At 45.0% G+C, this 13,267-nt stretch carries 12 protein-coding genes; 8 read left to right on the top strand and 4 right to left on the bottom strand.

Features of this window, described 5'->3' with window-relative positions; genetic code table 11:
- Positions 1-33: 33 nt before the first annotated feature.
- Positions 34-2,079 (top strand): TonB-dependent receptor, encoded by a 2,046-nt coding sequence (locus BGK61_RS00420; protein ID WP_076011981.1) that lies wholly within the window; start codon positions 34-36, stop codon positions 2,077-2,079.
- A gap of 13 nt (positions 2,080-2,092) precedes the next feature.
- Positions 2,093-3,223, top strand: a complete 1,131-nt coding sequence (locus BGK61_RS00415) for a PepSY-associated TM helix domain-containing protein (protein ID WP_076011982.1) — start codon at positions 2,093-2,095, stop codon at positions 3,221-3,223.
- Here the strand turns inward: BGK61_RS00415 and BGK61_RS00410 are convergent.
- On the bottom strand, positions 3,201-4,631 hold the full coding sequence (locus tag BGK61_RS00410) for a sensor histidine kinase (protein WP_076011983.1): 1,431 nt from the start codon (positions 4,629-4,631) through the stop codon (positions 3,201-3,203). The genes BGK61_RS00415 and BGK61_RS00410 overlap by 23 nt on opposite strands.
- Positions 4,628-5,317 (bottom strand): response regulator transcription factor, encoded by a 690-nt coding sequence (locus BGK61_RS00405; RefSeq protein ID WP_014977663.1) that lies wholly within the window; start codon positions 5,315-5,317, stop codon positions 4,628-4,630. Before BGK61_RS00405 ends, BGK61_RS00410 begins: the two co-directional genes overlap by 4 nt.
- Positions 5,318-5,606: 289 nt before the next feature.
- Here BGK61_RS00405 and BGK61_RS00400 point away from each other — a divergent pair, with 289 nt between their 5' ends.
- On the top strand, positions 5,607-6,719 hold the full coding sequence (locus BGK61_RS00400) for an MBL fold metallo-hydrolase (RefSeq protein WP_076011993.1): 1,113 nt from the start codon (positions 5,607-5,609) through the stop codon (positions 6,717-6,719).
- Between the two features lie 21 nt (positions 6,720-6,740).
- Here BGK61_RS00400 and BGK61_RS00395 read toward each other — a convergent pair whose 3' ends face one another.
- On the bottom strand, positions 6,741-7,391 hold the full coding sequence (locus BGK61_RS00395) for an MOSC domain-containing protein (RefSeq protein ID WP_076011984.1): 651 nt from the start codon (positions 7,389-7,391) through the stop codon (positions 6,741-6,743).
- Positions 7,392-7,509: 118 nt separating this feature from the next.
- Between BGK61_RS00395 and BGK61_RS00390 the strand changes: the two genes are divergently transcribed.
- From BGK61_RS00390 to dnaB, 5 genes are all read left to right on the top strand, one after another.
- The gene (locus BGK61_RS00390; protein WP_076011985.1) at positions 7,510-8,085 is read left to right on the top strand and encodes an RNA polymerase sigma factor; all 576 of its coding nucleotides are present in this window, start codon (positions 7,510-7,512) and stop codon (positions 8,083-8,085) included.
- Entirely contained in the window at positions 8,078-8,590 is a 513-nt protein-coding gene (locus BGK61_RS00385) for a hypothetical protein (RefSeq protein WP_076011986.1), read from the top strand. Before BGK61_RS00390 ends, BGK61_RS00385 begins: the two co-directional genes overlap by 8 nt.
- Before the next feature lie 13 nt (positions 8,591-8,603).
- On the top strand, positions 8,604-9,605 hold the full coding sequence (locus BGK61_RS00380) for a DUF4097 family beta strand repeat-containing protein (RefSeq protein ID WP_076011987.1): 1,002 nt from the start codon (positions 8,604-8,606) through the stop codon (positions 9,603-9,605).
- Positions 9,606-9,860: 255 nt separating this feature from the next.
- Positions 9,861-10,331 (top strand): hypothetical protein, encoded by a 471-nt coding sequence (locus BGK61_RS00375; RefSeq protein ID WP_076011994.1) that lies wholly within the window; start codon positions 9,861-9,863, stop codon positions 10,329-10,331.
- A gap of 115 nt (positions 10,332-10,446) precedes the next feature.
- Positions 10,447-11,832 (top strand): replicative DNA helicase, encoded by a 1,386-nt coding sequence (gene dnaB / locus BGK61_RS00370; protein ID WP_014999870.1) that lies wholly within the window; start codon positions 10,447-10,449, stop codon positions 11,830-11,832.
- Between the two features lie 230 nt (positions 11,833-12,062).
- Here dnaB and BGK61_RS00365 read toward each other — a convergent pair whose 3' ends face one another.
- Complete coding sequence (locus BGK61_RS00365) at positions 12,063-13,259, bottom strand: OmpA family protein (RefSeq protein ID WP_076011988.1); 1,197 nt, start codon at positions 13,257-13,259, stop codon at positions 12,063-12,065.
- Positions 13,260-13,267: the final 8 nt, after the last annotated feature.

Genomic DNA, 13,267 nt, shown 5'->3' with positions numbered 1-13,267 from the left:
TTTGTAATTGTTGATTATCAAACGGAGACATTCTTGAAAAAGTTAGCTTTAGCCAGTGCAGTATGCACGCTATCCAGTCCGGTAGTATTTGCGCAATCCCTAGAAAGCCAGAATGAAGAAACCAAGTCTATAGAGCGAGTTGCTGTGGTAGGCGCAGCAACTAACTTGAGCATTACTGCCGAGGATATTGAGCAGTTTCAAGCAAACGATCTAGCTGACGTTTTTAGAGAGTCTCCGTCGGTCAGCGTTGGCGGTTCAGTAGGTGTAGCACAGAAAATCTTTATCCGTGGACTAGAAGATGCTTACCTGAATGTAACCGTAGATGGCGCGCAACAAACCTCAACCCTATTTCACCACATAGGCCGCGTGACGCTAGATCCCGATCTTTTGAAGCAAATCGATGTGCAGGCTGGTGCAGGTGAAGCAACCAGTGGCCCAGGTGCCATTGGTGGTTCAATCCGCTTTAAAACCAAAGATGCGCAAGATTTATTGAGAGGCGACGAACAATTTGGTGGTCGAGTAAAAGCGAGTTATTTCTCAAACGAAGGCACCCGATATAGCGGCAGCCTTTATGGAAAGCTAAGTGATTCATGGGGCTTGCTAGGTTATTACAGCACTGTTGACAGAGATAACTTTGAAGACGGCGACGGCAACGAAGTGCTGGGTACTGCCGCAGATCAAGATCTCATGTTCCTTAAAGCCAGTGGTTACATTGCAGATAATCAATACCTTTCAATAAGTGCAGAGCAGCGCAATGAAGAGGGTGAGTTTTCGGCAAGACCTAACTGGGTAGTACTAGAAGGTGCTCCACTTTATCTTAGTGAAGCAGAGCGTGATACCTACGTAGCGAACTACCGCTTTGACCACAGTGCATTGGTTTTCTTAGAAGCCACTGCATACCAAACTTCATCATCGTTCCGCGGCGGCCGTTTCGATTTCTTGTCTGATATCGATACCTATGGTTTTGATATTAGAAACACCACCGACATTTCAAACCACGTATTCACCTACGGTATCGACTATCGTAAAGATGAGGTAGAAAGTGGTCCTGGCGTAGGTCCTGTGCAGAACGCAGAAGAAGGCAGCGTAATGGGTATTTACGCGCAAGCTCATAGCAATATCACACCAGAGTTGTTGTTGAGCTACGGTGTTCGATACGACGACTTTGATTTTCAGCAACAAATCTTGATCGATGACTATTACGGCACACCCGTTACCGATGAGCCATCTGGACTAGACGACAATGAACTTAGCTTTAACGTCGGTCTTGAGTATCAGCTTACCGAAGCTTGGACCCTTGGTCTTGGTTACGCAGAAGCGGCGCGCGGCAAGCAAATTGGTGATGGCTTCACTCTAGATGAGTACTTATACGATGGCGAAGACGTTCCTGTTGTAGCCAGTGACGTGGTGCCTGAAACTGTTACCAATATCGAAGCGTCAATTGAATACAGTGCCAATAATCTAAACGCGCGTCTTAGCGCCTATGAATCTACTATTGATGATGTGCTATTTAGCGGTTATCAAGGCAACTCGGTATTTAATAATATCGGTGACCTAGAATCATCTGGCGTAGAGTTTAACCTTGCGTATCGCTGGGACTCTGTTGACGTGTACTTTGGGTTTTCAAGCGTAGACGTTGAATTGATGCCTCGTGAAGGTCTGTACAGCGTACCTTATAACAGCATCGATATTAACGGATACGAGTTTGTTGGCTTAGGTAATAGCCGCGGCGATACCTGGGTACTTGGTGCAGATTACACCGTTACTGCAGACATTAGCGTTGGCTTTAACATCACTATGGTTGACGACATCAACATAGATACACTACATCAGGCCTTGGAAAACGGTTGGACAGACTCGCTTTATTCACTTAACAAAGCAGACTATACCCTAGTGGATATTTATGGCGAGTGGGAAGTCACAAACGACCTTCGCTTAAATCTGGCGGTAACGAACTTGTTTGATGAAGCGTATATCGACCATTCAAGTGTGGGTGACTACAGCGAAGTATTCCCAAGCGTTATTGGTCCGCAAGAAGCTGGACGAGATATTCGTTTGTCTGTGACTTACGATTTCTAAGCAACGCCTTTAGATGAACTTTTCCACGTTTAAAAGGTGGGTCTTTTGGGCCCACCTCTTTGCTGGCTTATTGGCCAGCATTGTCGTTTTCATTATGGCTTTTACCGGTGTATTACTCACTTACGAGCGCCAGTTCAAAGAGCTAAGTGAAATGGCTTATGCACAAACGATTGATATCGAAAAGTCGGTAATCTCGACTGAGCGGGTTGTATCAATACTTCGTGAAAAGCATCCTAACGAAGCGCATATTTTTGTTCGATGGGTCAATAGCGAGGGAGCGGCAATTCCCGCATGGGCCGGCGAACACAGCTATCTTATTCACCCCTATACCGGAGATATATTAAGAGAAGGAGAAGGGGTCGTTGAAGAAGCATTTCATGTCATAACTGACCTGCATCGATATCTTTTAATGGAAGGGGATTACCAATTAATTGGCAAAACCATAACGGCTTATAGCAATCTTATTTTTATTTTTTTGCTGTTATCGGGGGTTATCATATGGTTGCCCAAACACATATCGAAAAAATCCTTAAAGCAGCAAATGTGGTTACGGCAAAAGTACACTAATAAACAGCACCGTCGCCGACATTGGCATTTTGTTTTTGGTATGTGGTCACTGCCTTTTTTAGTTGTGATTGGACTAACGGCTACCCTGTTTTATTTTGAGTGGGCAAACAAAGCATTGTATGGAATGTACGGTGAACAAGTCCCTACTCGCGAAAAGAAAGCTATGCCTGAGACGCTAGACGCCGACGTTGTCAGTTACGACACGCTATTTACCAAAGCTCAGCAACACGCCAATGAAAATGGCTATCAGGATTGGTATTCCATGTGGATGGAAATTGGCAAAAGTGAGGGTGTTGCACGGTTTTATATCGATAAAAGTATAGGGCACAGGCAAGAGTTAGCGTATTCACTGTATTTCGACACGGGAACCGGTGACATCACTAGGACACTTTACAAAACCGATTGGCCCAAAGGGAGTCAGGCTTGGGGTACTTCCCGCTTTTTGCACACGGGAGAGTACTTTGGCTTTATAGGGCAGACCATCGCAGGGCTGGTAAGCTTGCTTTGCTGTATCTTAGTTTATACTGGCACACTACTTGGTGTGCAGAGACTTCTCAATTTGCGAAAGCAGCATTAAAAGACTTAGGCAGGGTAATGGTAACGACTAGCCCTGTTTGCTTTGTAGCACTAGCGTCTCTATGTAATGCAGCGTCTTTGATTAGTGCAGCGCGATTTATCGCTGATATGTCGCCGCCCACAGCGGCAATTTGACGTTTCGCCAGTGCAAGCCCAAGACCAAAGCCAGAGCGCTTTGCGGCATGTACGTAGTTTTTGGCTGCCCGTGCCTTGTCTACCCTGAAAAAAGGTTCGAATATGGCGTCTAGCATTGATTCAGGGACGCCGGTGCCTTCGTCTTTAACCGTGATAACATAGTTATTGTCATCGGTGGTCAGCGTTAAACTCACTTTGCTTTGCTCAGGGGTATGACGCAAGGCATTACGAATAATATTTTCTAACGCCTGCCCCAAAGCAAGCTGGCTGCTCTTTTCAATATTCGCGCATTCAGGTGTGTCGACATGCAAGGTTCTATCAGGGTATTCAAACCGCGCATCTTCACAAATAACATTGATAAGTTCTACCAAGTCAAAGTCATCGCTGTTCAATTGTGGCGATTCTGTATTTAGCCATGCAAAGGTTAGGGTATCTTCAACAAGCTCTCTCATCGTACTCGCTTCATAACGCAGGCGTGAAAGTGCTTGTTCACGATTAATGTCTTGCTCTACAAAGTCTATTGCCATATCGATGCGGGCAAGAGGCGTGCGAAGCTCGTGAGAGAGATCAGCAAGCAAACTTCTTTGATTATAAATGAGACTGCTGGTTCTTTGGGCCATCTTGTCGAACGTTTGGGCAAGCCCAGTAAGTTCGTCATTTCGCTTGGGCATTGCAGCCATTGCACGGGCTTCTAAATTGCCATTTGCGAAATCTTTTGTGGCATTTTCTAACTGCTTTAGTGGCGTCATTAGGTGTCGATACAGCATAAAACTCAACAGACTTAATATAACTAAGGGTAATGCAATTTGAAGCGTTAAGCGTGTGGCGAGCAATAACGAACCTGGGCGCATACGCTGTGGAAGTTGAATTAAAAAGTGCGTATTGTCATCGACGAAGGGGACTTCCATCACAGGGTTTTCAGAAAAGTACAAATGTATTTTCCATTCGGGGCTGCGGCCTATTTGAAATCGGTCAACAAACTCATCTAACATTTGGGTGTCAGCGAATGTGGTCATTTGGGAGTTAACTACGGCAAGCCACGTGTCCTCCTTTGTCTTCACTTCTTGCAAAAAAGCAGCTAACGCTTGTTCTCCATCCTCCAGGTAGATTTTCTCCGCTTCTTGACCATAGGAATAAAGGGTTTCTTGATGAGCTTTATCGATAAAACTCATGCTGGTCTCGGTATGATTGGTAAGCCACGCGATGGCCCAGAATAACAGAACAGTGCCAACGGCAATAAATGCGCACAGTCGCCATAGCAGTTTATTTTTCACGAAAAGCGATATCCTTGGCCGTGGACAGTGGCAAGGCGTTCAGGGGGCATGCCAGTCTCAACGAGCTTTTTGCGTACTCTAGACAGGTGCATATCTAAGCTTCGGTCATACCTCGAAAAGGGTTTGTTAAGCACACTGTGATAAAGAAATGCTTTGCTCAACGTTTCTCCTTTGTTATCTACTAACATCCAAAGAAGCTTAAATTGTATTGGCGTGAATTCGAGTAATCTAGAGTGGTATTTGGTAACTTGCTGAATGCGATTTAAATAAAGCACATCAACAATGATTTCCGACTTTTGCGTGCCTGAGTCGTTTAATGTTTTGCTGCGTCGCAACAGTGCGTCGATGCGAAGCATCATTTCAGTAAAATTAAAGGGCTTGGGCAAGTAATCATCTGCGCCCTTACGGTAGCCTTCAATCCTTTCTTGCTCGGCACCTGACGCGGTGATCATCATCACCGGAGTTTGCTTTATTTGCCTTAATTGGTTTAACAGCGACAAGCCGTTTAAAGAGGGAAGGCGTATGTCGAGTAACACAAGGTCAAAGTTCTCCTCAAGCACAGCTTGTAACCCAGCATTACCGTCACTTTCGTGGCGAGTGTCAAATCCTCGAGACTGCAACAGCTGTGTGATTTGTTCACTTAACGTCGCGTCATCTTCAACAATGAGTATTCGGGTTTTACGCATAATGGCTTCAGGAAAGAATTTTAAACATACTATTAATAATAGTTATCATTTGCAACTAATCGGTTTGTGACGATAAAGGCGGCCGCTAACGCGCGCTTTTATATTGTTACAAATTTACTGTGGTGCTGATGGTTTCTCGCTTTACAATAACGGTTAACAGCTATCTTAGTGCTTGCGCTAAACTGCGGTGCTCTTGATGTCTGCACAATTGAGTAAATAAAGCATAGACGCAGCAGTCGACTAAGCGCTTTGCCTCCTAGGTTGGAGCTACAAGGATGCAATGTTAAAAATGGTAATGAGTTTAAAGAAGTTAACGACGTTGTCGGCGTCGGTAGTAGTAGCAGGAAGTGTCTTGACTGGTTGCGCCAGCTCTAATCATGTTACTCAGATAGAAGGTGAAAATGCTGTAATCAAGTACACCAATGAGCCTGGGTATGAGGATAGATTCAGCAATATTTACGACGGTTTTAAAGCATACCCCGTCACGTGTACTAATGATTGCTACCCGGCGTCTGCCGATATTGAATGTGAAAGTGACATGCAAAATTGTCAGTTCGTTGGCAACAACCCGCCAGTCAACTCACATACCGGCTTTACTGTAACCTGGTTGGGGCACGCTAGCTTTTTACTTAACACCGCAGGTGGCGAGCATATACTTATCGACCCTGTGTTTGGGCAGTTTGATTGGCCCGTTAACTGGGCTTTTCGATTGGCGGAGGGGTTCAGCCGCAACGAACCCGCTGAGGTAGGTGAAGACAAACTCGCACAAACCGATGCTGTAGTTTATTCCCATATTCATTATGACCATTTTAATAAGGCCGATATTGCCGAATTAGGCACAAAGCCCGAATATCTTGTTCCGCTAGGTTTCGCAGAGCACTTTCCTAATAGAGGCTACACCATTAGCGAGATGGCTTGGTACACCAGCAAAAACGTAGGCAAAACCTCTATCCACTTCGTGCCTGCCCATCATTTCAGTAACCGAATTTGGGTGCCGTATTTGTACGAGGACGACAATGCGACACTGTGGGGTGGTTGGGTATTTGAGAGTGAAGGCAAAACATTGTTCTTTGCGGGGGATACGGGATATTCACCACACTTCAAAGATATTAAAGCGCGCTTTGGTGAAATAGATGTTTGCCTGTTACCCATAGCGTCTTATTTCAGCGAAACCTCACCTAAATGGTATCGCAAAGTACATACTACGCCAGAAGATGCCATTGTTGCGGCCCAAGACCTAGGCTGTAAAGCCGTGGTGCCTTGGGGCTATGGAAATGCCAGCTGGATGATGGGTGACAAAACGTCACATTCTGCGCTGTTTCGATTAATGAAAATGAAGCAGCAGCTAAACCCTTCTATGCCTTGGATTATTTTGAATGAAGGTGAGCAGGCGTCTTTTTAATTTAAGCTACGGATAAATGGCCTATTTATCCGCAATCTTATCTGCAATTTTTTGGCATTTTCTGCGCCATTCATCATCAAGCGGTTCAAGTTTCGCTAGCTTTTGAGCCAGTGCTTTGTCGGCTTTGGTATGTGCGCATTGCATTAAGGTGTGAACATTAACGGTATCGTCTTCACGGTGCAGTAGCGTTACTTCGTCGCCAACACTAATGGTGCCAGTTTTAATAACTCGGTAATACCAGCCAGTAATACCTCGTTCGCCGACAAATCTGTCTAAATTGGGAATGTTGAAACGCTGAGAGATTTTACTGCAAGGGGCACGTGGGGCACTTACTTGCAGTTCTACATCGCCGAACTTCCATATGTCGCCGATATAAACAGTGGCATCGTCCATTCCCTCTACACTGATATTTTCGCCAATACTGCCTAGCGAAAATTCGCCTTCAGGAAAATGCTTTCTTAATGTCAGGTAGTTGGTCGGGTTGAATTGATGCAGCACTTTTTCCGGTCCACCATGAAGACGTTTATTGGCTTGTTCGTCTTCATCGGTTCTGTCCATATGTACCGTTAACTTGTCGATAGGGCTTTTGACAATACTACTCGGTGCCCCACGAGGACCCAGTGGCTGAGGTTTTCCAGCAAACAAAGCGTTAACAGTAAATGTGGCAGACATGGAATCTCCAAAAAAATATTTTTGTGCATTTAAACCTTTCTACTATAGGGTACGACTAACCTTATAACACTAACAAGTGCTAATGCTAATCAGCACCACAAATAACAAAGAGAAAAGAATGGAACACACACAACAACGTGTTGTACACGCCAATGTGGTGTTTGGTAACAGAAGCGAAAACGAGCTGATATCTAAAGCGAAGAGGGGCGATAAACAGGCGTTTAGATCCCTTTACGATGAACATATTGGGCGAGTCTACGCGCTTTGTTACCGGCTAACAGGTGAAAAGGGAATGGCGGAAGATGCTTCGCAAGAAGTCTTTATTCAGCTATGGAAAAAATTGGGTAATTTTGACGGTCAAAGCCAATTTTCCACGTGGTTACACAGCGTAACGGCAAACATTACCATTTCCTATATGCGCAAGCAGAAAGGTTGGGTGCAGCGCATGTTCAACTTGGAAAACAGCGGTATTAACGAGATGCCGGCTGAAGGTAACAGTACTGATGTGGACTTAGAAGCAATGGTTATTCGTCTTCCTGAGCGAGCCAGAATGGTTTTCGTGCTCCATGCGTTAGAGGGTTACCGACACGAAGACATTGCAAATATGTTGAATATGGCAGTGGGTTCGAGCAAAGCGCAGTTTTTCCGTGCAAAGCAATTATTAAAAGATTTTATGGGAGTCGATGATGAGTAATTTTGACGACAAGCTTGCTCAGCATATTTCTGAGCTATCAAAAGAGAAGCAGCCCGAGCGAGATCTGTGGCGAGGCATAGAGCTAGGTATAGCATCGGCTCAAGACACCCCTTCAAACGATGACGCTTCATCACCTACGGTTACATCGAGACAGTGGATGGCGATAGCCGCAAGTGTTTGTTTAGTTACTGTATTGTGGTTCGCTGCTCCTTTTGCGTTTAAAGCTGATGAAAGCCGAAGTGATGGCTATGCCCTGATCGACGCAATGAGTATGCAGCAGCAACAACAAGTAAATAGTCTTCTTGCTAGTTATGAAAGTACAACAGCGCTAACTGAAGATTGGCAAGAACAATTAAAAGAATTAGACGATGCTGCTGATGTTATCAAAGCGGCGTTAAAGGACGATCCAGACAACTCAGCATTAATCAAAATGCTGCATCACGTATATCAACAGCAAATTGCCTTAATTGAGCGAGTGCACGCGCCAAAGTGGCAGCAAATTTAATAAGGGTTTAAAGATGAATATGAATACTAAAAACACATTTTTGCACACGTTTAAAACGCCTGTTGCGGCTAAGGTGCTACTTACTACTGCGTTGCTAAGTATCGCTACAGCGGCATTTGCAGGGGAAAAGGTAGATAAGACCATCGATACATCGGCTTCGCCGAAAGTAGACATCGAGCACATTAACGGAAAAGCGGATATTCGAGTTTGGAATAAGTCCCAGGTTCGTGTCACCGGTGAACTGGGCGATCAAACTGAAGAGTTCATCTTTGAAAGACGTGGAGATGTTGTGGTTATACACATTGAAGTCGAGCGCCACTCAAAGAGCTGGTTCAACAAAGGGAAAGATGGCGACGACCTTGTTATCTACATACCTAAAGCAAGCGACCTGCATTACACCGCGGTCAATGCTGACCTTATTGCGGAAGGTGTTACAAAAGCAGTAGATGTTGAAGTTGTGAATGGCGACGTCACACTTAAAAATATTGGTGAGCGTGTTGAGGTTGAGTCGGTGAATGGAGATATCGTGCTTGAGAACGTAAGAGGCCGATTAGAGGCGGAAACGGTAAACGGCGAAATCGAAGCGACACACTCAGGAAACACGCCAGTGAGCTTTGCGTCAGTAAATGGCAAGCTCGACATTACTTCCGATAGCCCAGACGTATCAGTAGAAACCGTCAACGGTCGAATTGATGTAGCCCTTCAAGCGGTTGATGTTTTGCAGATTAATACAGTTAATGGCCGTACTTTCGCGAGTTTAGGCCTTAACAAGAACGGCAGTGTAAAAGCTAACTCTGTGGGCGGCGCGATGGAATTTGTCTTTCAAGATGGCGTATCGGCACAATTTGATATTGAAACGCACGCTGGCGGCAATATTGTAAATAATATCAGCGATGAAAAGTCGCAAAAGCCGAAGTATGGCCCAGGTAGCTGGTTACGCTTTATCCATAACGGTGGTGCTGCAAACGTAGATATCTCTACGGTGCACGGCCGAATCGAAATAGACCAAAAGTGAATAAGCTATAGGCAAGGCAATTGAAACTTTAGGTTGAAAAAAAGAGTTTAGTCCACATTTATTAATCAGACATGTGGTGAGTATTGAAAAGCTGCGAGTTACCGCAGCTTTTTTTGTTTGGTCGCTAAAAATGTGTGATTGAGCGCTTAAAAGTAACAAAACTACATTTTAATCGCTCTTAGGTACACGGTAGGAATACTGCGCGCTACGCCTAAGAAAATTGCGCAGTTAATTGTTTTATGCATGGAGGTCAAATTGAGCATTGTTGGACACGTCAAAAGGTTTTGGCGGTTTCATAGCCTAATTATTGGTGCGTTTGGGATTTGCGCGTTTACCTTAGGTTGTGCTGTTCAAGAGCCCGCTTTCTACGAGGGTACTTGGGTTGTAACTAAGGCCTATAATCCGGGTATTTCCGCCCACTCTGTTTCAGAATCAGAAAAGTTCTTAGGTCGCTCTGTAACGTATGCTTCAGACACGGCTAAACTAGATCAGACGCTTTGTGAATTGCCGGTCTATTCAACAAAAAATATCAGCAACCAAGACTTTTACGCTGCTTTTAAAGCATCGCCGTCTTCTCTTGGCTTTAGTGACGACAAGATTACTGAAGTGAATTTGTCTTGCTCAGAAGGCACGGACGTCTTAGGTTCTACCTTAATCTTTCAGGAAAACGGTAATACCTATACCTTGGTCGATGGTACGTTTTTAAAGCTGGAGAAAACGCTTTAAACGATGTCGCCTTTTTGCGCTTTCACAACAAAAGTCCTACTTCCTTTGTTGAGAGATGAGCGTTAAAAGCGCATAATATCCAACTGACTTTTGTGCATTGGAATAGGTTTCACTCGTGGCGTCTGCGTCTAAAAACGATAAAAATGTTGAGAAATTGAAGGTTCCACCTCATAGCATTGAGGCTGAGCAATCTGTTTTAGGCAGCATGCTTATCGACCCCGAGAGCTGGGATAAGGTCGCGGAACTCGTCACCGATAATGATTTCTATAATCGCTCACACCAAATAATCTTTCGCGCTATCACTCGACTACTAAACAGTAGCCAGCCAATCGACCTAATTACGGTATCAGAAGAGCTGGAAAAGCATGATGAACTGGAAGATGCAGGTGGATTTGCCTACTTAGGTGAACTTGCCAAAAATACCCCAAGTTCCGCGAACGTTGTGTCTTATGCGCAAATTATCAGCGAGCGTGCCATTACACGCGAACTTATCGGCGTAGCGCATGAAATCGCTGAAGTAGGGTACAACCCTGAAGGCCGAGACAGTGCAGACATTCTTGATCTCGCAGAAAGTAAAGTATTCGAAATCGCCGAGCGAAGAACTGGTGAAAACGAAGGTCCCCGTGATGTTGAGTCAATTCTAGGCAAGACTATCGACCGCCTAGAAGAATTGGTGAAAACCAATAAAGAGGTGACCGGTGTTACAACGGGCTTCACCGATTTAGACAAGATGACCAGTGGTATGCAGCCTTCTGACCTTATCATTGTTGCGGCTCGTCCATCGATGGGTAAAACGACCTTTGCCATGAACTTGATTGAAAACGCAATGATGGCAGAAGACAAACCTGTGCTCGTTTTTAGTCTTGAGATGCCTTCAGAACAAATCATGATGCGTATGCTGGCATCATTAAGCCGCGTTGATCAAACCAAAATTCGTACCGCACAGCTCGACGATGAAGACTGGGCGCGAATATCCAACACCATGGCTATGCTTAAAGACAAAGACAGCTTGTTTGTTGATGATTCATCAGGCTTGACGCCAATGGACGTGCGAAGCCGGGCACGTAAACTCGCTCGCGAACGTGGCGGCATCAGCCTTATCATGGTCGATTACCTCCAGCTAATGCGTGTACCTTCTCTTAGCGACAACCGAACTTTGGAAATTGCTGAAATCTCACGGTCACTGAAAGCGCTGGCCAAGGAACTTGAAGTACCTGTAGTTGCTCTTTCTCAGCTTAACCGTACGCTGGAACAACGTGCTGACAAGCGTCCAGTAAACTCCGACCTTCGTGAGTCTGGCTCAATCGAGCAGGACGCCGACCTTATCATGTTTATTTATCGTGATGAGGTTTATCACGAAAACAGTGAGTATAAGGGCATTGCAGAGATTATTATTGGTAAGCAGCGTAATGGTCCAATAGGTACCTGTCGACTAACCTTCCAAGGCCAGTTTTCACGATTTGATAACTACGCAGGTCCAGCCATTGCGGACGAGTACTAAAGCCAATATTTAACGGTTCCGTACTCCCTCTCTTTCACATATTGTATACCGTTCCTGCACTCCCACGCTTTGTTAGGAAACTTGCCAGCACCTTCTGAATGGGTAATGAACTATGCGGGTCGGTATTAATTATATTTTAGTAGCGCAAGCTTTTAGAGAACGGTGTTCAAGCGCTAAACGCAAACAAAAAAGGCGCCTTTCGGCGCCTTTCTCAATTCATATAAAATGAATTATTTTTCTTCAGCTACTTTCACAGTGTCTTTAACTGTCACTGAAATGCGACGGTTAACACGGTGTGCTTCAGCGTTCTTACCTTTGTCTAGAAGCTGAGTTTCGCCGTAACCGATAGTCTCTAAACGAGAGCCTTCGATTCCGTACATGTCTACCATAACTTCTTTGAAGTTAGCAGCACGACGCTTAGAAAGGTCCATGTTGTAAGCTTCAGTACCTGGTGCAGAAGTGTGACCTTCGATTACAGCAGTTGTTGAAGGATACTGCTTCATGAATTCAGCGAATTCAGCAATTTCTGGATCTTTTGGCATTTTAACAACAGCACTTTCGTTGTCGAATAGAACGCGTAGCGTGATTTCTACTGTCTCTTCGTCAAACACTGTACAACCTTTAGCGTCAACTTTTACGCCTGCAGGTGTGTCAGGGCACATGTCTTTGCTGTCTACAACGCCATCGTTGTCAGAATCTTTGATTGCACAACCAGTTGCATCTACTTTAGTGCCAGCAGGCGTGTTAGGACACTGATCAACGTTGTTTAATACGCCATCGTTGTCGTCATCGATGCTACAGCCGTTAGCGTCAACACGAACGCCAGCAGGTGTCATTGGGCACTGGTCTTTGCTATCTACAACGCCATCGTTGTCGCTGTCTTTAGGCATAGAAGGCGTGCTCTTACCAAATGGAATCGCAAGACCTACTTTAACGCTGTAATCGTTATAGCTTTCGCCGAAGTCGTGGTATGTCGCGATTTCTGTGATTAGGCGAGCAGTTTCACCTACTTTCCAGTGTTTACCGATACCGATGTTACCAAGTGTAGTTGAGTCGCCTACTGATTGGCGCTTAACACCACCGAAGATAAACCACGCGTCGTCAGGCATAAAGTATAGTGCGTCTACGCCAGTCATTTCGCCGCTTTCATCTCCGCCGTCACGGAAGTCTACAGACAATTTCGTGAACTCTACACGTGCAGCCCAGCTTTGAGTGAAACGGAATCCGTATTCGAACGTTGCACCTAAGCCGTCATCGTATACTTCGCCTTCAGTTAGTGAAAGAGGGCGAGAAACGTCGGTGTTGTAATGCATGCCTGAAATACCAAACCAGTTTTTGTACTCTGGCTCAGATGAGTCTTGTGCGAATGCATTGGTTGCAGAAATTACAGCAAGAGATAGCGCTGCCATTTTAAAGTGTTGTTTCATAGTCACAT

This window comes from Alteromonas abrolhosensis (assembly GCF_001953635.1).
Lineage (GTDB): Bacteria > Pseudomonadota > Gammaproteobacteria > Enterobacterales > Alteromonadaceae > Alteromonas > Alteromonas abrolhosensis.
This window is presented reverse-complemented; position numbering and strand designations above follow the sequence as displayed.

Coding starts and splice junctions, on each gene's coding strand:
- BGK61_RS00415 (WP_076011982.1), top strand. CDS start 2,093: ATGAACTTTTCCACGTTTAAAAGGTGGGTCTTTTGGGCCCACCTCTTT.
- BGK61_RS00405 (WP_014977663.1), bottom strand. CDS start 5,317: ATGCGTAAAACCCGAATACTCATTGTTGAAGATGACGCGACGTTAAGT.
- BGK61_RS00400 (WP_076011993.1), top strand. CDS start 5,607: ATGGTAATGAGTTTAAAGAAGTTAACGACGTTGTCGGCGTCGGTAGTA.
- BGK61_RS00395 (WP_076011984.1), bottom strand. CDS start 7,391: ATGTCTGCCACATTTACTGTTAACGCTTTGTTTGCTGGAAAACCTCAG.
- BGK61_RS00390 (WP_076011985.1), top strand. CDS start 7,510: ATGGAACACACACAACAACGTGTTGTACACGCCAATGTGGTGTTTGGT.
- BGK61_RS00385 (WP_076011986.1), top strand. CDS start 8,078: ATGAGTAATTTTGACGACAAGCTTGCTCAGCATATTTCTGAGCTATCA.
- BGK61_RS00380 (WP_076011987.1), top strand. CDS start 8,604: ATGAATATGAATACTAAAAACACATTTTTGCACACGTTTAAAACGCCT.
- BGK61_RS00365 (WP_076011988.1), bottom strand. CDS start 13,259: ATGAAACAACACTTTAAAATGGCAGCGCTATCTCTTGCTGTAATTTCT.